This is a genomic window from Crossiella sp. NPDC003009, assembly GCF_053591555.1.
The window spans coordinates 225,918-248,360 of sequence record NZ_JBSFUA010000007.1 but is presented as its reverse complement, the minus strand read 5'-3'; the positions used below and the strand labels follow the sequence as shown (position 1 = coordinate 248,360).

General features: G+C 71.1%; 17 protein-coding genes. 6 read left to right on the top strand and 11 right to left on the bottom strand.

Features of this window, described 5'->3' with window-relative positions; all coding sequences use genetic code 11:
- Nucleotides 1–26: 26 nt before the first annotated feature.
- The 4 genes from ACWDY5_RS10915 to ACWDY5_RS10900 all read right to left on the bottom strand — a co-directional run bounded on the left by ACWDY5_RS10915 (nucleotide 27) and on the right by ACWDY5_RS10900 (nucleotide 3,465).
- A complete protein-coding gene (locus tag ACWDY5_RS10915) occupies nucleotides 27–1,625 on the bottom strand; it encodes an MFS transporter (protein ID WP_449722080.1) in 1,599 nt (532 codons plus the stop codon).
- A 38-nt stretch (nucleotides 1,626–1,663) separates the two neighbouring features.
- Complete coding sequence (locus tag ACWDY5_RS10910) at nucleotides 1,664–2,134, bottom strand: MarR family winged helix-turn-helix transcriptional regulator (RefSeq protein WP_449722048.1); 471 nt, start codon at nucleotides 2,132–2,134, stop codon at nucleotides 1,664–1,666.
- A gap of 110 nt (nucleotides 2,135–2,244) precedes the next feature.
- A complete protein-coding gene (locus ACWDY5_RS10905; RefSeq protein ID WP_449722047.1) occupies nucleotides 2,245–2,691 on the bottom strand; it encodes a MarR family winged helix-turn-helix transcriptional regulator in 447 nt (148 codons plus the stop codon).
- Nucleotides 2,692–2,748: 57 nt separating this feature from the next.
- Complete coding sequence (locus tag ACWDY5_RS10900) at nucleotides 2,749–3,465, bottom strand: pyridoxamine 5'-phosphate oxidase family protein (RefSeq protein WP_449722046.1); 717 nt, start codon at nucleotides 3,463–3,465, stop codon at nucleotides 2,749–2,751.
- 554 nt (nucleotides 3,466–4,019) lie between these two features.
- Here ACWDY5_RS10900 and ACWDY5_RS10895 point away from each other — a divergent pair.
- Nucleotides 4,020–5,123, top strand: coding sequence for an FAD-binding oxidoreductase (locus ACWDY5_RS10895; protein ID WP_252483847.1), 1,104 nt, complete (start codon nucleotides 4,020–4,022; stop codon nucleotides 5,121–5,123).
- 46 nt (nucleotides 5,124–5,169) lie between these two features.
- Here ACWDY5_RS10895 and metG read toward each other — a convergent pair whose 3' ends face one another.
- From metG to ACWDY5_RS10860, 7 genes are all read right to left on the bottom strand, one after another.
- Nucleotides 5,170–6,684 carry a methionine--tRNA ligase gene (metG, locus tag ACWDY5_RS10890; RefSeq protein WP_283662151.1) on the bottom strand — a complete coding sequence of 505 codons (1,515 nt, stop codon included), beginning with the start codon at nucleotides 6,682–6,684 and terminating at the stop codon, nucleotides 5,170–5,172.
- A 611-nt stretch (nucleotides 6,685–7,295) separates the two neighbouring features.
- Nucleotides 7,296–7,748: a heat shock protein transcriptional repressor HspR gene (locus ACWDY5_RS10885; protein ID WP_449722045.1), complete on the bottom strand. Its 453-nt coding sequence runs from the start codon at nucleotides 7,746–7,748 to the stop codon at nucleotides 7,296–7,298.
- Nucleotides 7,745–8,926, bottom strand: a complete 1,182-nt coding sequence (gene dnaJ / locus ACWDY5_RS10880; protein ID WP_449722044.1) for a molecular chaperone DnaJ — start codon at nucleotides 8,924–8,926, stop codon at nucleotides 7,745–7,747. Before dnaJ ends, ACWDY5_RS10885 begins: the two co-directional genes overlap by 4 nt.
- 32 nt (nucleotides 8,927–8,958) lie before the next feature.
- Nucleotides 8,959–9,627: a nucleotide exchange factor GrpE gene (gene grpE, locus ACWDY5_RS10875; protein ID WP_449722043.1), complete on the bottom strand. Its 669-nt coding sequence runs from the start codon at nucleotides 9,625–9,627 to the stop codon at nucleotides 8,959–8,961.
- Nucleotides 9,624–11,477: a molecular chaperone DnaK gene (gene dnaK, locus ACWDY5_RS10870; RefSeq protein ID WP_252483755.1), complete on the bottom strand. Its 1,854-nt coding sequence runs from the start codon at nucleotides 11,475–11,477 to the stop codon at nucleotides 9,624–9,626. The genes grpE and dnaK overlap by 4 nt, the downstream gene beginning before the upstream one ends.
- Nucleotides 11,478–11,693: 216 nt before the next feature.
- The gene (locus ACWDY5_RS10865; protein ID WP_449722042.1) at nucleotides 11,694–12,737 is read right to left on the bottom strand and encodes an alpha/beta hydrolase; all 1,044 of its coding nucleotides are present in this window, start codon (nucleotides 12,735–12,737) and stop codon (nucleotides 11,694–11,696) included.
- 35 nt (nucleotides 12,738–12,772) lie between these two features.
- Entirely contained in the window at nucleotides 12,773–14,089 is a 1,317-nt protein-coding gene (locus ACWDY5_RS10860) for a cytochrome P450 (RefSeq protein ID WP_449722041.1), read from the bottom strand.
- Between the two features lie 129 nt (nucleotides 14,090–14,218).
- Here ACWDY5_RS10860 and ACWDY5_RS10855 point away from each other — a divergent pair, with 129 nt between their 5' ends.
- From ACWDY5_RS10855 to ACWDY5_RS10835, 5 genes are all read left to right on the top strand, one after another.
- Nucleotides 14,219–15,034 (top strand): SAM-dependent methyltransferase, encoded by an 816-nt coding sequence (locus ACWDY5_RS10855; protein WP_449722040.1) that lies wholly within the window; start codon nucleotides 14,219–14,221, stop codon nucleotides 15,032–15,034.
- A 4-nt stretch (nucleotides 15,035–15,038) separates the two neighbouring features.
- A complete protein-coding gene (locus tag ACWDY5_RS10850; RefSeq protein WP_449722039.1) occupies nucleotides 15,039–17,201 on the top strand; it encodes a putative bifunctional diguanylate cyclase/phosphodiesterase in 2,163 nt (720 codons plus the stop codon).
- A 121-nt stretch (nucleotides 17,202–17,322) separates the two neighbouring features.
- The gene (locus ACWDY5_RS10845) at nucleotides 17,323–19,425 is read left to right on the top strand and encodes an Ig-like domain-containing protein (protein WP_449722038.1); all 2,103 of its coding nucleotides are present in this window, start codon (nucleotides 17,323–17,325) and stop codon (nucleotides 19,423–19,425) included.
- Nucleotides 19,426–19,611: 186 nt separating this feature from the next.
- Complete coding sequence (locus ACWDY5_RS10840; protein ID WP_449722037.1) at nucleotides 19,612–21,597, top strand: hypothetical protein; 1,986 nt, start codon at nucleotides 19,612–19,614, stop codon at nucleotides 21,595–21,597.
- A gap of 78 nt (nucleotides 21,598–21,675) precedes the next feature.
- Nucleotides 21,676–22,434 (top strand): ESX secretion-associated protein EspG, encoded by a 759-nt coding sequence (locus tag ACWDY5_RS10835; protein ID WP_449722036.1) that lies wholly within the window; start codon nucleotides 21,676–21,678, stop codon nucleotides 22,432–22,434.
- Nucleotides 22,435–22,443 lie beyond the last annotated feature (9 nt).

The following is a 22,443-nucleotide window of genomic DNA, read 5'->3' as shown; positions in this document are numbered from 1 at the left end:
GCGCTCATCCCCAGCTCAGAGCGGTTTTACACAGGGTTGTCCACAGGCTTGTCCACCGTCCGCCGACAGCCCTCCACAACCTGGGCAAACCTGCCCCCAACTGCACTGATGCGCCGATCAGGCGTCAACAGCCTGTCCACCGCCGCAGCCCGGTTGTCCACAGCATCCCCAGGGTTGTCCACAGGATTGGGGACAGCTGTGTGTTCACCTGTGGAGCCTGACGTGTTGTCGCGCAGCGGCACCTCCTTGATCAGCGCGATGGCCACCAGGGCCACCAGCGCCAGCGCCGCGGCGATCAGGAACACCAGTCCGCTGGCATCGCCCTGGGCGTCCCGCACCGGCTCACCGTGCCCGACCAGCTGGCCGACCCGCCCGGCCAGCACCGCGCCGAGCACGGAGACCCCGGCCGCGCCGCCCAGCGAGCGGAAGAACATCACCGAGGAGCTGGCCGCGCCCAGGTCGGTCACCGGCACCGCGTTCTGCACCGCGAGCACCAGGTTCTGCATGGTCAGGCCCATGCCCACGCCGACAACGAGCAGGTAGCAGGCGAGCAGCCAGACCGGGCTGGTGTGCGTGATGGTGGCCAGCAGCGCCAGGCCGGCGAACAGCGCGACCGCGCCCGCCACCAGGTAGACCTTCCACCGCCCGGTGCGGGTGATCCGGCGGCCGGACCAGGTCGAGGTGAGCACGTAGCCCAGGGCCAGCGGCATGCCGAGCAGCCCGGCCACGGTCGGGGTGAAGCCGCGGGCCTGCTGGAAGTACTGGCCGATGAACACCGAGGCGCCGAACATCGCGGTGCCGATGCCCAGGCTGGCCAGCACCGAGAGCAGCACGGTGCGGTCCCGGAACAGCCGCAGCGGCACCACCGGCTCGGCCGCCCTGGACTCCACCAGCAGCGCGAGGCCGAGCGTGACCACCGCGCCGAGCAGGTACAACCCGCTGGCCGGGGAGATCCAGTTGAAGTCCTTGCCGGCGAAGGAGACCCACAGCATCAGCAGGCTGACCCCGCCGATGATTAGCGTGGCGCCCAGCCAGTCGATGCGCACCCGGCGGCGCAGCACCGGCAGGTGCAGGGTCTTGTGGATGACCGCCATCGCGGCCAGCGCGAGCGGCACCACCAGGAAGAAGCAGAACCGCCAGCCCAGCCACGGGGTGTCCACGATGAAGCCGCCGACCAGCGGCCCGCTGACCGTGGCCACCGCGATCACCGCGCCGGTGTACCCGGCGTAGCGGCCGCGCTCGCGCGGGCTGACCATGGCCGCGATGACCACCTGGGCCAGCGCCTGCAGGCCGCCGACGCCCAGGCCCTGCACCGCGCGGTAGGCGATCAGCTCCGGCATCGAGGTGGCGATCCCGGCCAGCACCGAGCCGAGCGCGAACAGGCCGATGGCCACCTGGTAGAGCAGCTTCTTGCTGAACAGGTCGGCCAGCTTGCCCCAGATCGGGGTGGTCGCGGTGGCCGCCAGCAGGGTCGCGGTGACCACCCAGGTGTACTGGCCCTGGGTGCCGTGCAGGTCCTTGAGGATGGTGGGCAGCGCGTTGGTCACGATGGTGGAGCTGAGGATGGCCACCAGCAGGGAGAGCAGCAGGCCGGTCAGCGCGCGCAGGATCTCCCGGTGCGACATCGGGGCCAGCGCCTCCGGGTCGCGCGGCTCGGCCACGCTCACGCCGTGGCCGCCGCCCTCGGCAGGCACAGCCCGCCGCGCAGGTCCCTGCCGAGTCGCTCGATCAGGGCGCTCGCCAGCACCAGGTCCTCGTCCTGCCAGTCCGACAGCGCGCTCCGCATCCACTCGGTCTGCTCCTGTTTCCACCGCTCGATCAGCGCGGTCCCGGCCGGGGTCGCGCTGAGCACCATGGCCCGCCCGTCCGTCGGCGAGACCTGGCGTTCCACCAGGCCGGCGCGTTGCAGCTGGGCCACCTGCCTGCTCACCACGGAGGGGTCCACCGCGCGTTCCTGGGCGATCTCGCCGCTGCGCCGTGGTCCGTTGACCACCAGCTCGGCGAGCAGGCCCACCGCGGCCAGATGCAGTTCGCCGTCGTCCTGCCAGACCCGCTGCGCGATCGCGTGCCGGATCTGGACCAGGCTCTTGACCTGCCGCAGCAGCTCGAAGACGGAATCGGGTCGTGGGTCCACACCGACCACCCCCATGGTTGCTTGACGCAACTATAACTCGTTAGTTGCAGATAGCAACCTTTTTACGGTCGGTAGCGAGTGAGGGCTCCGTCACACCTTCGGGAAGAGACTCAGAGATCCTGGTTCAGCCGGCCGAGCAAAGTCGACAACACATCGAGGTCACCGGTGCTCCAGGTGCGGAAGTGCTCGCGCAGCTTGCCGCGCCGTTCCTGCCGCACCTCAGCCAGCCGCTGCCGGCCGGAAGCGGTCAGCTGCACCAGCCTGGCCCTGCCGTCGTGCGGGTCGGCCACCCGCTCCACCAGCGCCAGCCGGTGCAGCTGGGCGATCTGCCTGCTCAGCGTGGACTTGTCCAGGCCGAGCTGTTCCACCAGGTCGGTGGCGCGCACCGACTCCCGGTCGTCGATGAGCAGCAGCAGCGCGTAGGCCGCGGAGTCCAGCTCGGGGTGGATCCGGGCGGCCAGGGACATGGCCATGCTCCTGGACCGGCGCATCAGCAGCGCGAGCTCGCGCTCCACCGCCTCGGCCGCCCGCCGGCGAACCGGGTCGTCGCTGTCCACTGTTCTCCCTTTGCCCGGCCTGCCCCCAGAACCGGGACATACCGTACTCAGGGCAGGTCAAGACCCGGTGGAGTCCTGCCAGGGCTTGGGCAGCGCCTTGGCGTCGAAGTAGTCGCCGCCCTTGCGCTTGACGTCGTCGGTGCCCCAGTCCCGGTCGCGCAGCACCGGCATCATCCGCGGGATGTGCTTGCGGCAGTGCACGTAGGCCTCCTCGACCTCGACCACTACCCAGCGTTCCGGGGTGCGGCCGCGCTCGAAGTCCGAGGGCAGCTCCGGGTGCTCGGCGCGCAGGTCGCCGTCGTCGACGATCCGGGCCCGGCCGTTGACGTGCAGGCCGATCAGGTCGCTGACGAAGTCGATCATCAGCAGGCCGATGTGCGGGTTCTCACTGATGTTGCCCAGACTGGCCAGCACGCCGTTGCCCCGGTACTCCGGGTAGGCGATGTGCTTCTCGTCGAGCACCTGAATGAACCCGCGCGGCCCGGCACGGAGCGAAGAATCACACTCTCCGTGACCATCCGCGGTGGCCACGAACAGCATTTCCATCCGCGCCACGAACTCGACCATGGTCGGGTTGAGCCGGTCGAGCACCTGGTCGGAGTAGAACCGGGCGGCCCTGGACTCGGTGCCGAAGGCCCGCTGCAGGAGGTGCTCGCCACGGGATCCGGGCAGGCCAGCGGGTGCGGGCGGCAGTGGGTCGGCCGGTCCGGCGAGGCCGCGCGGGGGCAGCTCGATCCGCCTGGTGGTCTCCACGCCGACGGCCCTCTGGGGCACCGGACGCGCGATCACCCTGGTGGGCGCGTCCAGTTGGCGGGTAAGCGCGACCGAAGACTCATTACCGCTCGTCGCGCTGCGAGCGGCGTCCGCGGATTCCTCGCCTGGCACACTGGACGTGACCGGCTGCTGCCGTGTGTGATCACCGGGCACGACCGCCGCCGCCGAAGTGACACGGGCCGGTGAATCGGACAGCTCCAGTAGCAACAGGTCAGGATCGGCAGTGCCGGTCGGGACCGGAGTGTCGGGCATCACGGTGCCCACCGTGTCACGAGGAGGTGTGGTCACGCACATCGCCCCGCGTACGCTCGCCCGTTGCGCGGAGCACATGTACACACGCAGTAAGCAAATTGCACTCGAACGTGGCATCAAGGCTCCGATGACCCGAGGGAGGGGTTAATGTCCAACTCTGTCGGGGGATGCTGGTCACCATCGGTGCGTCGGATGGGCGTGCCGAACAACGTGGAGAAGACTGCGCCCGGACTATGACCGCGAACGCCGTGCTCAACCCGACCCAACCCCCGCACCGGGAACCGCCGCCAGGGGTCACCGCGATGGTGCGCCTGATCCGCGAGAGCTTCGCGGTGATCGAGCCGCGCGCCGAGGAAGTAGCCCAGTTCTTCTACGGGATGCTCTTCAGCCTCGCACCGACCACCCGTGAGCTGTTCCCGGCCAATATGGAGGTGCAGCGCAGTCGCTTGCTGCGCGCCCTCGTCCACGTCGTGCAGATGGTGGACCGCCCGGACGACCTGGTGCCCTTCCTCAAGCAGCTCGGCCGCGACCACCGCAAGTTCGGTGTGGTCTCGGTGCACTACGAGGCGGTCGGCACCGCCCTGCTGGCCGCGATCAAGCGGTTCGCCGGGGAGGCCTGGACCCCTGCCGTGGAACGGGCCTGGGCCGAGGCCTACACGATCATGGCCCAGACCATGCTGGAGTCCGCGGCCGCCGACGACAACCCGGCGTTCTGGACCGCCAGCGTGATCGAGCACCAGCGGCTCAGCTGGGACCTGGCCGTGGTCCGGCTCAAGCCAGACCACCCGATTCCCTACCGCGCCGGGCAGTACCTCAGCGTGGAGACCCCGCAGCGCCCCCGGCTCTGGCGCTACTTCTCCCCGGCCAACGCGCCCAGCCCGGACGGCGTGATGGAGTTCCACGTCCGCGCGGTGAACAACGGCTGGGTGAGCCGATCGGTGGTCGGCCACACCCAGATCGGCGACACCTGGCGGATCGGCCCGCCGATGGGCCGGATGGGCATCGACCGCACCAGCAAGCGGGACATCCTGATGGTGGCCGGCGGCACCGGCGTGGCCCCGATGCGGGCGATGCTGGACGAGATGGCGGCCTACGGGGAGAACCCGAAGGTGCACCTGTTCTACGGCGGCCGCGCCCGCGGCGACCTGTACGACCTGGACAGCGTGCAGCGCCTGGCCATGGGCAACCCGTGGCTGACCGTGGTCCCGGTGCTGGAGTCCGACCCCGGCGCACGCGGGGTGGAGCACGGCACGCTGGCCGACGTGGTCACCCGCTACGGCGCCTGGAACGACCGGGACGTGCTGGTCTGCGGCTCCCCGGCGATGATCAGGGCCACCGTGTCCCGGATGCTGGTCGCGGGCACGCCGCTGGACCGGATCCGGTACGACCCGTTCACGCTGGACTGACGAGGAACGGTGCCGCCCCAGGTGAAGGGCGGCACCGGAGCCAGGACTATTCCGCGGCCAGTTCCAGTCGCGGGAACACCGGCTTGGGCTCGGCAACGGTGTCGCCGCCATCGCCCACCTGCTGCGCGATCCGCGCGGCCGCGGCGGGCAGGAACGGGAGCAGGTGCTCGGCCAGGTCGCGCACGGTGGCCACCAGCTCGGCCAGCACCGCGTCCAGCGCGGCAGGCGGCGCGTCCTCCTTCTTCTCCGCCTTGGCCAGCGCCCACGGGGTGGTGACCTCGACGTAGCGGTTGGCCTCGTCGCCGATCCGGCTGATCGACTCCACCGCGCGGCGGAAGTCGAAGTTCGCCAGCGCCTCGTCGATGGTCGCGGCGGCCTCCGCCCGGGCGGCGCGCAGCGCCTCGGCGGCCGGGTTCTCCGCCGCCACCGGCGGGATCACGCCGTCGCGGTACTTGCGCACCATGGACACCGCGCGGTTGACCAGGTTGCCCATGTTGTTGGCCAGGTCCTCGTTGGACCTGGTGACCATCCGCTCGGCGGTGTAGTCGGTATCGCCCGCCCTGGCCACGTCGCGCAGCATCCACCAGCGCACCGCGTCACTGCCGTAGGCGGCCACGATGTCGGCCGGGTCCTCGGCGTTGCCCAGCGACTTGCTGATCTTCTGCCCGCCCGCGGTCAGGTACTCGTGCACGAAGATCGTGGACGGCAGCGGCAGCCCGGCGGAGAGCAGCATGGCGGGCCAGTACACCGCGTGGAAGCGGATGATGCCCTTGCCGATCACGTGCACCTGCTCGACGTCCTCGGACCACCAGTGCCGGTAGCCCGCCTCGTCGCTGCCGAAGCCGGGCGCGGTGATGTAGTTGGCCAGCGCGTCGAACCAGACGTAGATGACCTGCTCGGGGTCGCCGGGCACCGGGATGCCCCAGCCGCGGGCCCGCGCCATGCTGCGCGAGCAGCTGAAGTCCTCCAGCCCGGAGGAGATGAAGGCCAGCACCTCGCGCTTGCGGTGCGCGGGCTCGACCCGTAGCTGGTCGGTGGAGATCAGCTCGATGAGCTTGTCCTGGTAGCGGGAGAGCCGGAAGAACCAGTTGTTCTCCTCGATCTCCTCCGGCACCGTGCCGTGCTCGGGGCACTTGCCCTCGACCAGCTCGGCCTCGGTGTAGAACAGCTCGCAGCCGATGCAGTACAGGCCGGTGTAGGACTTGCGGTAGAAGTCGCCCTGCTTCGCGCAGAGCTCCCACAGCTTGTCCACACCCGGCTTGTGGCGCGGGTCGGAGCTGGTCTTGATGAAGTCGTCGAAGGACAGCTCCAGCGCCTCGCCCAGCTTGAGGAAGTTCTGCGCGACCCGCTCCACGTACTCCGCGGGCGTGATCCCCTCGACCTCGGCCGCCTGCACGTTCTTCAGCGCGTTGTCATCGGTGCCGGTCTGCGCGCGCACCTCGTCGCCGCGCTGCCGCCGGTGCCGGGCCAGCACATCGGCCTGGATCAGCTCCAGGGCGTGGCCGACGTGCGGCTTGCCGTTGACGTACGGGATGGATGTCATGACGTTGTAGCGGCTCATCGCTACCTTCCTGGCCCCGGGCGGATGGTGTCGGCCCGGTGAGGGGCCGCCGGTTGGGGGGCCTCCTCAGCAGTGGTCAGGACATGCGGAGGAGGCCGGAGAACATCATCATCCGGCCGCGCATGGTCATGCTGTCGCACGTCCTCAGCATGGGAGCAGGGTACACCCGGGGCGCAGGTCAGCCGCACGGAGTATCGAGGGAGGGAGGCTTGGCCGACGCCGGGCGCGGTGGCGGCGGACGGCCGCTACCGGGGGCGGCGGGAGCGGTCGACCCGGCGTGCGGTTCCGGCCAACGCGCGGTCCGGGAGTAGCCGATCCGGCGTACGGCTTCGGCCAGCGCGCGGTTCGGGATCGGCTAACCCGGGGCACGGCTTCGGCCGACACGCGGTCCCGCATCGACCAACACGCGGTCCCGCGTCGGCCAGCGCTCCGCCCGCGTGACCAGCTCCGCGCACGAGTTCGGGCGCACGCGGTTTCGCATCCGCCGACACTCGCCCGCGATGGCCCAGTTCCGCGCACGAGTTCGGGCGGCACGCGGTACCGCATCCGCCAACGCTCGCCCGCGATGGCCAGCTCCGCGTGCGGGTTCGGCCAACGCTCGCGCGGGGGGCTTAGCGGGGCTGGGGTTTCCAGACGACCAGGGCGGTCTGCTGGGGGCGCAGGGGGACCAGGTCGCGGCGGTAGGAGGCGTGCACGGCGGCGGCCGCGTGGTCGGCGGCGGCGTGTGCGGCGGCGAGCTGGCGGTGCAGGTCCTCGACCTCGGCGCGCAGGCGTTCGGCCTCGGTGGCGAGCTCGATGATCCGCTTGATGCCCGCCAGGTTGACGCCTTCCTCCTGGGACAGGCGCTGGACTTCCTTGAGCAGCGCGATGTCCCGCGCGGAGTACCGGCGGCCCCCGCCCGCGGTGCGGCCGGGGGACACCAGGCCAAGCCGGTCGTAGGTGCGCAGGGTCTGCGCGTGCAGGCCGGAGAGCTGGGCCGCGACCGAGATCACGAACACCGGGCTGTCCTCGGTCGCGCCGGGCGGGAAGGGAATCCCGCCACCCTGGTCACCGAACTGGCTCATGGCTCATCCCGTCCCAACAGTGCGGTCAGCGCCGGTCGTGGGTCGAAATCCGCTGTTGCCGCGGCGTAGGCCTCCAGTGCGGCGCGGGCCTGTTCGTCCACAGTGGACGGAACAGCCACCTGCAGGGTGACCAGCAGGTCGCCGAACGTGCCGTCCTTGCGGGCGACGCCCTTGCCGCGCACTCGAAGCGTGCGGCCGCTCGTGGTGCCTGGTGGCACCCGTACCGACACCTTGCCCTCCAGCGTGGGCACGGTCAACGTGGTGCCCAGCACCAGTTCCGGGAAGCTGCACGGGATGGTCACGGTGATGTCGTCGCCGTTGCGCCCGAACAGCTCGTGCGGGGCCACGTGCACCCGGACGAACAGGTCGCCAGCGGGCGCGCCGTTGCGGCCGGGCTCGCCCTGGCCGGCCAACCGGATGCGCTGGCCGTCGTCCACCCCGGCCGGGATCCGCACGGTGAGCGAGCGGGTGCGGGTGCTGACCCCGTCACCGCCGCACTCCACGCACGGGTCGTCGACGATCCGCCCGACGCCGCGGCAGTCGCGGCAGGGCTCGCTGAAGGCGAAGGCGCCCTGGCTGCGGCTGACCACACCAGCGCCCGCGCAGGTCGGGCAGGTGCGCGGCGAGGTCCCGGGACGCGCGCCGTTGCCGCCGCAGGTGCCACAGGTGGCCGGGCTGGACAGGCGCAGCGACACGGTGGCTCCCCGCACGGCCTCGGTGAAGTCGATCCGGACCTCGGTCTCCACGTCCTTGCCGCGCTGGGCGCGGGCCGCGCTGGCCTGCCCGCCGCGACGGCCGAACAGGCCGCCGAGCAGGTCGCCGATGCCGCCGGAGCCACTGGTCGCGGCGCCACTGGCACCGCCGCCGAACAGGTCGCCGAAGTCGAAGCCGCCGGAGCCGCCGCCGAACCCGCCACCGCCGGCCGGGCGGAACCCGCCGGAGCCGAACAGCCTGCGTGCCTCGTCGTACTGCTTGCGCTTCTCGGTGTCCGAGAGCACCCCGTAGGCCTCGGAGACGGCCTTGAACCTGGCCTCCGCCTTGGCATCACCCGGGTTGGCGTCCGGGTGCAGCTCGCGGGCGAGCTTGCGGTAGGCCTTCTTGATGTCCTCACCGGGCGCCTCGGGAGGGACACCCAGCTCGGCGTAGAAGTCCTTCTCGATCCAGTCCCTCGCACTCATCCGGACGCCCCTCCCTTCTCGCTGTTGGTCATCTACTGCGGGGTGTCGCCGTCGGCCGGTTCCGCCGCGGCGTGCCGCCCGGTGCTCTCCGGCGCCGGGGCCTGCGCGCCGGGCTCGTGGTCGGTGACCCCGACCATGGCCGGGCGCAGCACTCGCTCACCGAAGCGGAAGCCGCGGCGCAGCACCGCGGTGACCGTCGGCCCGGACACCTCCGGCGAGGTGTCGTGCTGCACGGCCTCGTGCACCGAGGGGTCGAACTCCTCGCCCTGGTGCCCGAAGGCCTCCAGCCCCGCCTTCTGCAGGGTGGCCGCGACCTTGTCGGCCACCGCCTTGAAGGCGCCGGTCAGGTCGCCGTGCTGCTCGGCGCGCTCGAAGTCGTCGAGCACCGAGAGCAGCTCGGTGACCACGCTGGCCTTGGCGTTGTTGACCACCAGCTCGCGGTCGCGGTCGACCCGCTTGCGGTAGTTGGCGTACTCGGCCTGGAGCCGCTGGAGGTCGGCGGTGCGCTCCTCGAGCTGCTGCCGCAGCTCTTCCAGCGCGCCGGCGTCCACCTGCGGTGCGGCGACGGTGGCCTCAGCGGCCGCCTCCGCGGCGGCCAGCTCCTCGCTGGCCGCCGCGGAGCGAACCTCGCCGGTCTCCGGGTCGATGCGACGGCGGTCGCGAACCACCACGCGCTCGGATTCTGGCTGCTGTTCGGTCACTTCTTGCTGCCACCCTTGTTGTCGTCCTCGACGATCTCGGCGTCGACCACGTCATCGGCCTTGGGCTGGCCAGGGGTCTCCGCGCCGGGCGCGCCGGGCGCGGCCTGCTCGTTGCCCTGGTACATCGCCGCGCCCATGGCCTGGGACTCGGTGGCCAGCTTCTCCATCGCGGCCTTGATCGCCGGGATGTCGGTGCCCTTCAGCGCTTCCTTGGCCTCGGTGAGCGCGCCGTTGACCTTCTCCTTGACCTCGGCGGGCAGCTTCTCGTCGTTGTCCTTGACGAACTTCTCGGTCTGGTAGACCAGGGTCTCCGCCTGGTTGCGGACCTCGGCCTCCTCGCGGCGCTGCTTGTCCTCCTCCGCGTGCGCCTCGGCGTCCTTCATCATCCGGTCGATCTCGTCCTTGCCCAGGGCGGATCCACCGGTGATCTGCATGCCCTGTTCCTTGCCGGTGGCGAGGTCCTTGGCCGAGACGTGCACGATGCCGTTGGCGTCGATGTCGAAGGTGACCTCGATCTGCGGCACGCCCCGAGGGGCAGGCGGCAGGCCGGTCAGCTCGAACATGCCGAGCTTCTTGTTGTACGCGGCGATCTCGCGCTCACCCTGGAACACCTGGATCTGCACCGAGGGCTGGTTGTCATCCGCGGTGGTGAAGATCTCCGAGCGCTTGGTCGGGATCGTGGTGTTGCGCTCGATGAGCTTGGTCATCACGCCGCCCTTGGTCTCGATGCCAAGCGACAGCGGGGTGACGTCGAGCAGCAGGACGTCCTTGACCTCGCCCTTGAGCACACCGGCCTGCAGCGCCGCGCCGACCGCGACGACCTCGTCCGGGTTCACGCCCTTGTTCGGCTCCCGGCCACCGGTCAGCTCCTTGACCAGCTCGGCGACCGCGGGCATGCGGGTGGAACCGCCGACCAGCACCACGTGGTCGATCGAGCCGACCGGGATGCCGGCGTCCTTGATCACGTTGTTGAACGGCGCGCGGCAGCGGTCCAGCAGGTCGGAGGTGATCCGCTGGAACTCCGCGCGGGTCAGCGACTCGTCCAGGAACAGCGGGTTCTTGTCCGAGTCCACCGTGATGTACGGCAGGTTGATGTTCGCGGTGGAGGTGCTGGAGAGCTCGATCTTGGCCTTCTCCGCGGCCTCGCGGATCCGCTGCAACGCCATCTTGTCCTTGGTCAGGTCGATGCCGTTGCTGGACTTGAACTTCTCCACCAGCCAGTCGACGATCCGCTGGTCCCAGTCGTCACCGCCGAGGTGGTTGTCACCGGAGGTGGCGCGGACCTCGACCACACCGTCGCCGAGCTCCAGCAGGGACACGTCGAAGGTGCCGCCGCCGAGGTCGAAGACCAGGATGGTCTGTTCCTTCTCGCCCTTGTCCAGCCCGTAGGCCAGCGCGGCCGAGGTGGGCTCGTTGACGATGCGGAGCACGTTCAGGCCGGCGATCTGCCCGGCCTCCTTGGTGGCCTGCCGCTGCGCGTCCTCGAAGTACGCGGGCACGGTGATCACCGCGTCGGTGATCTCCTCGCCGAGGTAGGCCTCGGCGTCGCGCTTGAGCTTCATCAGCACGCGGGCGCTGATCTCCTGCGCGGTGTAGGCCTTGCCGTCGATCTCGGTCTTCCAGTTGGTGCCGATGTGCCGCTTGACCGACCGGATCGTGCGGTCCACGTTCGTCACGGCCTGGTTCTTGGCGGGCTGACCCACCAGAACCTCGCCGTTCTTGGCGAAGGCGACGATGGACGGAGTCGTCCTCGAACCCTCCGAGTTGGCGATAACCGTCGGCTCACCGCCCTCGAGGACGGTGACGACGGAGTTGGTCGTCCCCAGGTCGATGCCGACCGCTCGCGCCATGAATCTTCCCTCCACTGCTGGTCACGCTGTACGTAGGCGGATCATCCAAGGCAACCCTTGAGTGATCCAGGCTCAAGTCTGAGGATAGGAGCACTACCTCGTCAAATGCGAGGTTGAGTCCATCACACTCAAGCTTCTGACAGCTCCAACGGATGGGAAGCGCGGTTTGTTCCGGGGACGGCCGTCCGGGCGGGAACGGCCGTCCCCAGGGCCGGTCTAGCGACCGACCATCTCCTCAGCCCACCTCGCGGTGGCCTGGAAGAACTCGGGTGCGTTCGGCGCGTAGTTGAAGGAGTGCCCGTAATTGGGCAGCACGAACGTGCGCAGCCGGGCGGCCGGTGCGAAGTTGGGCGCCTCGAACCGCTTCAGCGCCTCCGCCGATGAGCAGTCGCTGCCCAGCAGGCCGCCGCAGAACACCTGGTCGCTGCCACCCATGGCGAGCAGCACCGGCACGGTGATCTGCCTGCTCAGCGGCAGCAGCGTGCCGAGCAGGATGCCGTCGACCGCCTCACCGGCGGCCAGCCCGTCCTTGTTCGCCTCGTCGTGGGCGACCGCGGCCTCATCCAGCGGGCCGCCGCGGTGGAAGGCGGTGTAGCGCTGCCCGGCCGCGGTGGTCAGCGAGGTCGGGTCGAGGTGCCCGAGCTTCGGCTCCAGCAGCACCGGGGTCAGCGTGGTCAGCGTGGGCACGATGCCGGTCAGGTTCAGCCGGTGCAGCTGACCGGCGATCAGCACGCCGTCCACGTTGCGATGGCTGGCCGCCACGATCACCGAGACCGCCGAGCCCAGCGAGTGCCCGCCCAGGATGACCTTGCTGAACTTCGGCCCCAGCGAACCGGACTTCATCGCCTTGACCACGTGGTTGACCGCGTTGGCCTGGGTGAAGGCGGTCAGCAGCGCGCTCAGCGGCTTGGAGCTGCGGCCGGTGCCGAGCCGGTCCAGCGCGAGCGTGGCGAACCCGGCCTTGTTCTGCACCCGCCGGTACGAGCGGGTCTCCGGCGTGTGCGAGATGTCCCAGTAGGAGCTGTTGTAGGTGCCGCCGGGCACCAGCACCTGCACGGTGCGGCTGCCACCGGCCGGGGTGCACAGCCGGCCGTACATGGTCTGGTCCAGGCTGAGCAGGGGCAGGTCGAGCAGGGAGACCGGGATGGACAGGTCCCGGCAGGTCGCCTCGGCGGCCCCGGCCGGGATCGGCGCGATCAGGGCGCTCAATCCCAGGCAGGCCGCGGTCGCGGCACCGATCCGGCGCCAGAACAAACGCACGGGAAGAACCTCCAAATAGATGATTCGCGGAACAACTAATTCCGTGGGACTGCCGTCATCGGCAGCGCGCTCGGGTACGGAGCGTTGGAGAACTTCACCCGTACTGGCCGATCTGACACCGGAACGAGTCGCCAGCGCGCGGCCACCGTCGCGATCGCGACCAGCAGCTCGGTCATCGCGAAAGTGTTTCCGATGCACTGCCGGATACCGGCGCCGAACGGGATGAACGCGCCGTCGGGCAGCGCGGCCGTCCGTTCCGGCGACCAGCGGTCCGGGTCGAACCGTTCCGGGTCCGGGAAGGACCGGGAGTCGAAATGCATGGTGTAGGGGCTGACGATGACCTCATCGCCCGGCCGCAGGCGCAGGCCGCCGAGGTCGAGCTCGCGGTTGGCCCGCCGCATCAGCAGCCAGAGCGAGGACTTCCGCAGCGCCTCGGTGGCCACCCGCCTGGCGTACTCCAGCCGGGGCAGGTCGGCGAAGGTGACCGGGCGGCCGCCCAGCACCTGGTCCACCTCGGCGTGCAGCCGCGCCTCGACCTCGGGGTTGCGGCCCAGCTCGTGGAAGACCCAGCCGAGCGCCAGCGCGCTGGTCTCGATGCCCGCCGTGAGCAGGTTGATGACCTCGTCGAAGACCTGCTGCCCGGTCATGCCCTCGCCGGTGTCGGCGTCCCTGGCCAGCAGCAGCAGGGACAACAGGTCGCCGTGGTCCACGCCGTCCCAGCTGTCGATGACCCTGGTCACGACCTCGCGCATGCGCAGGATCGCGGCGTCGAAGGCCCGGTTGCCCGGGATCGGCAGGTGCTCGACGAAGGAGGGCGACAGCGAGCGGATGATGCCCTGTTTGACGATCACCGGGATGGACCGGCGGGCCTCCTCGACCGCGGTGCCGCCCAGCTCGGTGGAGAACAGCGCGGCGCCCACGATGGTCACCGCCAGGCCCTGCATGTCGGCGTCGATCCCGCGGACCTCGCCCGGCCGCCAGGAGCCGGTCAGCGCGGTGGCGGCCTGCACCATGTTCTCCGCGTAGTGCTCGATCCGGCCTTGCCGGAAGGCGGGCAGCATGAGCTTGCGCTGCCGCCGGTGGAACGCGCCGTCCGACATCGCCAGGCCGTTGCCCATGTACGGCCGGAACTTGTCGAACATGGCGCCTTTTCCGAAACTCGCGCCGTCCGTTACCAGTACGCGATGGACCAGTTCAGGACTTGTGATGAAATAAGCCTGGAGTGGTCCCAAATACAGCTTGACAATATCGCCGTGATCGCGCAGTTCCGCGGTGAACCGGAACTTTTTGCGCAGTAAGGCCGGTGTGTGCCCGAGTAACGGCCACCGACCGGGTGCCACCCGGACGGGCATTCGCACTCCTTGCGCCGGTAATGGGAGGTGGCCACACTAGGGCCCATTCGGCCGCAGGCAACAGTACCCAACCGAGTGGGTAGAAATCTGGCTATGCTGTGCGCCGCTACGAATCGAGGTGTTTTCTCCGTGACGCGGACGCAGGACTGGGTCCCGGCCGGCGTCGACATAACGACGCCGAGCATGGCCAGGGTCTATGACTACGTGCTCGGTGGCAGCCACAACTTCGCGGTGGACCGCGACACCGCCGAGACCCTCAAGCGCATCGCGCCCGGCCTGCGCCGGATCGCCCGGCTCAACCGCGCCTTCATGGCCAGGGCGGTCCGCTACCTGATGGCACAGGGCGTGCGGCAGTTCCTGGACATCGGCTCCGGCATCCCGACCGTGGGCAACGTGCACGAGATCGCGCAGCAGGTCGACCCGGCCTGCCGGGTGGTCTACGTGGACCGCGACCCGGTGGCGGTCGCGCACAGCGAGCTGATGCTGGAGACCGTGCCCGGCACCGGCGTGGTGCACGCGGACATGCGCGACCGGGACTCGATCGTTGGCAGCACCGCGGTCCGGCAGCTGATCGACTTCGAGCAGCCGGTGGGCCTGCTGTTCATGCTGATGCTGCACTGGCTGCCCGAGGAGTCCGCACCGGCCGAGCTTGTGGGCGGCTACCGCGACCTGCTCGCGCCCGGCAGCTACCTGGCACTGAGCCACGCCACCCACGACGAGCAGAAGCAGGACCTCGAGGACCTCGGCGACGCCATCCGCTCCTCGCGCAGCGCGGACCAGGTCACGCCGCGCTCCTACGAGGAGATCCTGGCCATGTTCGGCGACTTCGAGCTGGTCGAGCCGGGGCTGGTCGGCTGCGCGAACTGGCGGGCCGACGGTCCGGGGGACGTCGCCGACCCGTCGAGCAACGCCTATATCTACGTCGGCGTCGCCAGGAAGAGCTGAGCCGATGCCGGATCTCAGCCTCCAGGCAGAGCCGCTTCCGCCGCCGGAGGACTGGCGCCGGAAGCGCCGCACGCTCGCGCGCAGATGGGCCTACGTGCTGGCCGAGGCCAACTACGTGCCGCTGGTGCACGCCGACTTCGAGGCTGAGCTGATCGAGCTGCTGGACCAGCTGTGCGCGGCGGTGTGCAGCGACCCGGCGGACACCGAGCCCGCTGCCGCGGCAGGCGCCCGGCTGATCGAGCTGAACTGCGCCAACGACCGGGCGCTCGCGACCACCATGGACGTCCTGGGCCCAGGCCTGCTGGCCCTGCCCGAGTTCGCCGAGGGCGGCGCGCCGGCCGAGCGCGTGGTCGAGGCACTCGGCGCGCTGGCCGTCGGCTTCGTCGGCGCGGCGCAGCAGGCCACCCTGGCGCAGCAGGAGAGCATGCAGCGTTCGCTGCTCAAGGCGGTCCGCGACGCCAAGTGGAACCTGCGGGCCGCGGAGGCCAGGTTCGAGGAGGTCGCCACCTCCTCGGCCAGCGGCATCCTGATCACCGGCCTGGACGGCGAGCTGGTCACGGTGAACGCCTCGGCAGGCGCGATCCTCGGCTACTCGCCTGACGAGCTGACCGACCGCAACCTGTTCGAGCTGGTCGACCCCGAGCGGGCGCCCGCGCTGCGCGAGGACTACGCCGCGCTGCGGGAGGGCAGGCTGGCCAGGATCAAGCAGTCCCAGCGGTTGCTGCGCCGCGACGGCGACCACGCGATGGTCTCGCTGACCGCCTCGCTGCTGCGCGGTGCGGACGAGGCGCCGGACCACTTCGTCACGGTGGTCGAGGACGGCACCGAGCTGGTGCTGCTGCAGAACGAGCTCAGCCGCCAGTCGCTGCACGACGTGCTGACCGGGCTGCCCAACCGCCAGTTCTTCGGCACCCAGCTGGAAACCGTGCTGCGCCAAGCGGATCCGCGCTACGGCGTGACGCTGCTGCACCTGGACCTGGACGGCTACGCGGTGGTCCGGGACGGCCTCGGCGAGCGGGCGGCCGAGCAGCTGCTGGTGGTCGCGGCGCAGCGGCTCAAGGCGGTGCTGGCCGGGCAGAAGGCGATGGTGGCCCGCTTCGACGGGGCCGAGTTCGCGGTGCTGCTGGAGAACTCGCCGGGCACGCCCGAGCTGGTGAGCCTGGTGCACGCGATCCGGCGCGAGCTGGCCGAACCGTCCTATGTGGATGGTCATGGCACCGCGCCGACGGCCAGTGTCGGCGTGGTGCACCGGCCCGCGCCGGAGCGCACCCCGGAGGACGTGCTGCGCGGCGCCCGGCAGGCGCTGCGCAGGGCCAAGGCGGGCGGCGGCGGGCAGTGGGAGCTGTTCCACCCCGAGCACGAGCGGCTGGACCGGCAGCGCGACGCGCTGGCCGCGACCATGCCCGGCGCGTTCGAGAACGGCTCGGTGGAGGCGCGGTACCAGCCGCTGGTGCGGCTGGCCGAGGGCACCGTGGCCGGGGTCGAGGCGCTGGTGTGCTGGGAGCACGCCGAGCTCGGGCCGCTGCCGGACCGGCAGTGCCGGGAGCTGGCCGAGCGCACCGGGCTGATGCCGCAGCTGGGCGAGTGGCTGTTGCGCGCGGGCTGTGCGCAGGTGGCCTGGTGGCGGCAGCGGCTGGGCCGCGAGCTGCTGCTGGCGCTGAACCTGACCGCGCACCAGGCAGCGGATCCGGACCTGGTGACCAGGCTGCTCGGCGTGCTGGAGCAGACCGGCTTCCCGGCCGCGGGGCTGCTGCTGGAGCTACCGGCGCTGGCCCTGGCCGCCGACCACGGAGAGTCAAGGGACAACCTGCGCACGCTCACCGACTTGGGCGTGCGCACGGTGCTGCGCGACTTCGGGCCGGGCACGGCCAACCTGGCCGCGGTGACCGATCTGGCGGTGGACTTCGTCAGGGTGAACCGTGAGCTGGTCGGGCGGGAGCTGGTGCCGGGTTCGCCGGTGACCGAGGCGCTGCGGCAGCTGCCGAGGCTGGCGCACCGGGCGGGCGTCAGCGTGATCGTGGATGGCGTCACCACCGCTGAGCAGGCAGAATTCTGGTTCGCGGCCGAGGCGGACCTGGCTTGTGGCGACTACTTCGGGGCAGCGGGCAGGCCGGACGAGCTGGCTGCGGGCTTTGGCGGCCCTGCCTGGCGGGTCAAATCTACGTAACGAAGTTCGCACCTTTTTTCACAAACTCATCCCGCACTGGGCGGAACTAGAGCTAGCTTCCCTGCGTCACCCATCCGAGGTAACCCAATCGGGGCACGGTGGGTTCTGGGGAAGGAGCTCGATGAGTAAGGCAAGCCTCCGCCGGAGGGTCGGCGCTGCGATGACCGTGGGTGGTGTCCTGGTTCTGGGCACCGCGCTCGGCACCGGCGCCGCGCCCGCGCAGCCGACCGAGGTCACCGCGGATGCGGTCGTGCAGTCCATGCCGGCCGAGCTGAAGGAAGCGATCCGCAGGGACCTGGGCAAGGACGCCAAGGAGTACGTGGCCACTGCACGGGCCGCGGACAAGGCCGCGCTGGCGGGCAGCAAGCTGCGCAAGGAGCTGGGCGAGAAGTTCGGCGGCGCGTGGTTCGACAAGAACAGCAAGAAGCTGCACGTCGCGGTGACCGACGCCGCGGTGGCCGCCAAGGTGCGGGCCGCCGGTGGCGAGGTGCACCAGCGCGCGGTCTCCGCTGCCGCGCTCGACCGCGCCGCGGACACCATCAGCAAGTGGGCGAAGTCGCTGACCGGCGACAAGCGCAACGCGTTCCAGGCCGTCGCGGTGGACACCAAGGACGGCAAGCTGGGCGTCACCCTGTCCACCTCGGAGGCCGGCAAGGCGCTGGCTGCCGAGCTGCCCAAGGTGAACGTCCAGGTCGAGGTCGGGCACAAGGAAGAGGAACTCCAGCCGGAGAAGGACATCCGCGGCGGCGACGGCTACACCGTCTCCGGCACGGGCTCCAGCCTGCGGCTGTGCTCCCTCGGCTTCAACGCCGTTGACAAGCTGGGCCGCGGCCAGATCATCACCGCCGGGCACTGCTTCGACGGCTTCGACGGCCGCAAGGTCAACGCCGAGATCAAGGGCGCGGGCAACCCGGTCGGCGAGGCCATCGGCCTCGGCGAGAACGTGCGCTTCGACAACGACGCCAACGGCGACGACTCGGCCACCATCAAGGTGACCAACGGCGCGCAGAAGCTGCTGCCGGAGGTCAACCGCTACAACGGCGGCGGCCTGAAGCTGGACGGCCTGACCGACCCGATCCAGGGTCAGGAGATCTGCAAGTCCGGCCGCACCACCGGCTGGCAGTGCGGCAACGTGGTCAACACCGACGTGTCGGTCAAGATCGGCGGGCACCTGCTCTCGCTGTTCCAGCACGACGCGTGCAGCATCCCCGGCGACTCCGGCGGCGCCGTGGTCTTGGGCTCCAAGGCACTGGGCATCACCTCCGGTGGCGCGGCCAACCCCGGCGACAAGTGCCCCACCGCGGGCCAGCCGAAGGACCGCTCCTACGCCGAGCTGGTGCAGCGCGACATCCTGCCCGACTACAAGGGTGACGCGCAGCTGACCGTGCTGACCGCCAACGGTGACGAGGACGAGGACGGCGTGCTCGACATCAACGAGCTCAACGCCGACATCACCAAGATCAAGGACACCAACAACAACGGGGTCGCCGCCTACCGCGACGCCGACGAGCCGAACCTGTCCGCGCCGAAGCTGACCAGCCCGGCCGACAAGTCCCGGATCACCGAGCGCAAGCCGGTGCTGACCGGCACCGCCAAGCCCAACGCCACCGTGTCGCTGACCTACAAGGGTCAGACCAAGGAGCTGAAGGCCGACGCGAGCGGCAAGTGGACCGAGGCCATCACCACCGACCTGGCCTACGGCGGTCACGAGATCACCCTGAAGCAGAAGGCCGGCGACCTCACCTCCCGCGAGGTCAAGTCCACCTTCACCGTCGTCCCCTCGGCCCCGGTCATCACCGAGCCGAAGGAAGGCGCCAAGAGCGAGAACGCGCGGCCGACCGTCGCGGGCACCGGCACCGCCGGGGCTGTCGTCACGGTGACCGCCGGTGACGTGAAGCTGGGCGAGGCCACCGTGGGCGCCGACGGCAAGTGGAGCGTCACCCCGGCCGCCGACCTGGCCAAGGGCAAGCACACCATCTCCGCCAAGCAGACCATCGACAAGGTGGACTCCGACGCGGACACCGTGGCCTACGAGCTGACCAAGGGTGGCGCGGCGGTCCCGCCGACCACCAGCCCCGCCGGTAACGGTGGCGGTAACGGCGGTCTGGCCAAGACCGGTGTGGACAACGTGCTGCCGATGCTGATCGGCGGCGGCGTGGCCGTGGCCGGTGGCGTCGCGCTGCTGGTGTTCTTCCGCCGCCGCAAGGCCGGCGCGGAGTCCTGAGCCAACCCAGTCACACAGCACCAAAACGGGCGGTCGTCCTACGGGACGGCCGCCCGTTTCTTTGCCGTACCGCGACCTTCATAACGAACCCGGCAGCGACCGGCGGAACTGCCCCTTCGGGCGGCTAGCGTTTGGCCACGTCCCGTTGTCGCGGGCGGGTTCGTGTGGTGGCGAAGAAGGTGCGGGATGCGCAGGGCGCTCGGGTTGGCTGGTGCCGCCTGCCTGCTCGTGCTGGGTGTGGCGCCCGCTTGGGCCGCGCAGCAACCCGGTGAGCAGGCATTGCTCGCCGCGCACGCCGAGGCGCTGCCGCAGGGGCTCAAGGACGCGCTGCGCCGGGACCTCAACCTGGAGCCGGTGACCTACCTGGCCAACGGCCGCGCGGCCCGGCAGGCCGCGGCCGCCGCCGAGCGGCTGCGCGGTGAGCTGGGCTCCTCCTTCGGCGGCGCCTGGTTCGAGCCGGGTCACCGGCGGCTGCGGGTCGCGGTGACCGACGAGGCGGCCGCGGACCGGGTCCGGATCACCGGGGCGGGCGCGCAGGTGCGGCCGGGCAGCGCGGAGGCCATGGACCAGGGCGTGGACGCGCTGGCCCGCTGGTCGGCCGGGCTGCCGCCGGCCGAGCGGGCCGCGGTCTTCGGCATCACCCCCGACGTGCGCGCCGGGACCCTCCGGCTGCTGCTGGCCGACTCCCCCGCCGGGCGCAGGCTGGCCACCGCGCTGCCCACGACCGCGGTGACCGTGCGGGCCGAGCACACCGACCTCCCGCCGCAGCCGCCCGCGGTGCGCGCGCAGGGCTGCGGCTACGGGCTCAACGCGCTGGACCGGGCGGGCCGGGTGGTCTCCCTCGGCCCCGCGCACTGCGCCCCGCTCGGCTCGGCGGACCGGTTCACCCTGGCCTCGCTGGACGGCGACGGACCCGGCGACGACCTGGCCTCGATCCGGGCAGCCGACCCGCACGCCACCCCGGTGCCCGAGGTGGCCGGCCCCGGTGGCGCGCTGCGGGTGGAGTCGCTCAGCGCGGTGATCCCCGGCGCCCAGGTGTGCGCGGCCGGTCGCGGCGGCTACTCCTGCGGCACCGTGTTCGCGCCCCGCTCGGTGTGGCGGCTCGGCGAGACCGGCGCGATGGCGCTGCGCGGGTTCGAGGTGCACGGGCTGTGCGTGGACGGCGGCGGCGCGCTGCTGGCCGGTGGCGCGGCGCTGGGCTGGACCTCGGCCGCGCACCTGAGCTCAGCGGCCGGTCGCTGCCGCCCGGTGCCCGGTCCTGGCGGCCTGACCTCACTGGCCCTCGGCGAGTCGCTGACCTCGGACGTGCTGCCCAGCTTCGGCGGCGAGCTGCGGCTGCTGACCACCGAGGGCGACGCGGACGCCGACGGGGTGCGCGACGTGGACGAGCTGGCCCCCGGCCGCGGCAGCCCGCGCGATGCCAACGGCGACCGCCTGGCCGCCTACCTGGACCCGGACGAGCCGCGCCTGCGCGCGCCCGTGCTGCTCGGCCCGCTGGACGGCAGCCGGGGCACCGACACCGAACCCGAGGTGCACGGCACCGCCCGGCCCGGCGCCGAGGTGAGCGTGCGGCTGGACACCAAGCCCCCGCAGGCGGTCACCGCGGACCGCGAGGGCCGCTGGCGGCTCACCCTGCCGGAGAAGCTGTGCCTCGGCGGCCACCAGCTGGTGCTGAAGCAGCGCGTCGGCGGGCAGGAGTCCCCGGAGGCGGTGGGCAACTTCACCGTGATGCCCACCCCGCCGGTGATCACCGCGCCCGCCCCCGGCGAGCGTGCCGACCTGCCCCGGCCGCAGATCGGCGGTTTGGGCAAGCCCAAGGCGCTGGTGACCGTGTCGGTGGACGGTGTGCCGGTCGGCTCGACCACGGTCGGCGCGGACGGCCAGTGGCGGTTGCGGCCCAGCACGGACCTCAAGCCGGGCGCCCGCTCGATCACCGCGCGGCAGACCGTGACCAGGGTGGACTCGGCCGAGGCCGGCGTGCGCTATGAGGTCGGCGGCCTGGCCGCGCCCAGCCAGGACAGCACCGAGGCCGGTGGCCCCCCGGGGCTGACCGCCGAGCTGAAGACCGGCGGGCACCCGGTGGCGGTGGCGGTCACCCTCGGCGGCGGGCTGCTGGTGCTCGGCCTGGTGCTCGGACTTCGAAGGTTCCGCAACCGCGCAGGCACGGATTAGCGCGTTGTCCGGCCGACGCCGCCCGATCGGGGGTACCGTTGGCGGCCTGAACCTGGTGCGACACAGGGAAGGAAGGCCATGTCGGCGGTCGTGCTCACGCCCATGGAGTTTTTCGTGAGCTGGGAGGACCTCGCGCCGGGGGCCCGGCCGCTGGTGCTCGACGTCGTGCCGGACCCGGCCACCGAGGAGGAGGCCGAGCAGATCCGCCGAACCGCCTGGATCGGGCTGGCGGACAAGGGCCTTGGCTGGCCAGGCCAGCTCAACTCCTGGTACACGGACCTGCTGCACCAGTTCGCCCGGCCGCGCACCGCGATCGACCTGCGGTTCAACCTGGACCGGGAGCGCTCGCTGCGTGCCATGGTCACCGGCAGCGGCGAGTTCGTGGCCTGCGGCAGCGTGATGGACAACCAGGTGCGCATCTCCGAGATCGGCCCGACCACCATGCCGGCGGCCGCCGCCGAGCTGCTGCCCGGCCACCCGCCCGGCCACGGCGACCAGATCACCGTGCCCAACGACCTGCTCCAGTACGCCGCCGCCCGCGCGGGCAAGTCCTACGACGCCTTCGCGCACGAGCTCGAGCTGGGCGGCATGCCGCCGGGACCGGCCCGCGCGCTGGCCCAGACGGTCAGCGCGGAGCGGTTGCGCGGCGGGCAGTTCGGCGCCACCGGCTGGGACCACTGGGGCGAGCGCAACCGCGCTGAGCACGTGGTTTCGGTGGTGGACAACGTGGAGGGCCGCTACTCCGTGCGCGCGATCGGCCAGTACACCACGGTCGCCCCAGCGGATCCGGCGAGCTTGGTCGAGAATCTGTCCGAACTGCTGATCTCGGTCAACTGACGCCAACCG

Bases quoted from the DNA above. Each gene is read 5' to 3' on its own strand.
- ACWDY5_RS10915 (WP_449722080.1), bottom strand. From the start codon at position 1,625: ATGTCGCACCGGGAGATCCTGCGCGCGCTGACCGGCCTGCTGCTCTCC.
- ACWDY5_RS10895 (WP_252483847.1), top strand. From the start codon at position 4,020: ATGGTGCGCCTGATCCGCGAGAGCTTCGCGGTGATCGAGCCGCGCGCC.
- metG (WP_283662151.1), bottom strand. From the start codon at position 6,684: ATGAGCCGCTACAACGTCATGACATCCATCCCGTACGTCAACGGCAAG.
- ACWDY5_RS10885 (WP_449722045.1), bottom strand. From the start codon at position 7,748: ATGAGCCAGTTCGGTGACCAGGGTGGCGGGATTCCCTTCCCGCCCGGC.
- dnaJ (WP_449722044.1), bottom strand. From the start codon at position 8,926: ATGAGTGCGAGGGACTGGATCGAGAAGGACTTCTACGCCGAGCTGGGT.
- dnaK (WP_252483755.1), bottom strand. From the start codon at position 11,477: ATGGCGCGAGCGGTCGGCATCGACCTGGGGACGACCAACTCCGTCGTC.
- ACWDY5_RS10860 (WP_449722041.1), bottom strand. From the start codon at position 14,089: ATGCCCGTCCGGGTGGCACCCGGTCGGTGGCCGTTACTCGGGCACACA.
- ACWDY5_RS10850 (WP_449722039.1), top strand. From the start codon at position 15,039: ATGCCGGATCTCAGCCTCCAGGCAGAGCCGCTTCCGCCGCCGGAGGAC.
- ACWDY5_RS10845 (WP_449722038.1), top strand. From the start codon at position 17,323: ATGAGTAAGGCAAGCCTCCGCCGGAGGGTCGGCGCTGCGATGACCGTG.
- ACWDY5_RS10840 (WP_449722037.1), top strand. From the start codon at position 19,612: ATGCGCAGGGCGCTCGGGTTGGCTGGTGCCGCCTGCCTGCTCGTGCTG.
- ACWDY5_RS10835 (WP_449722036.1), top strand. From the start codon at position 21,676: ATGTCGGCGGTCGTGCTCACGCCCATGGAGTTTTTCGTGAGCTGGGAG.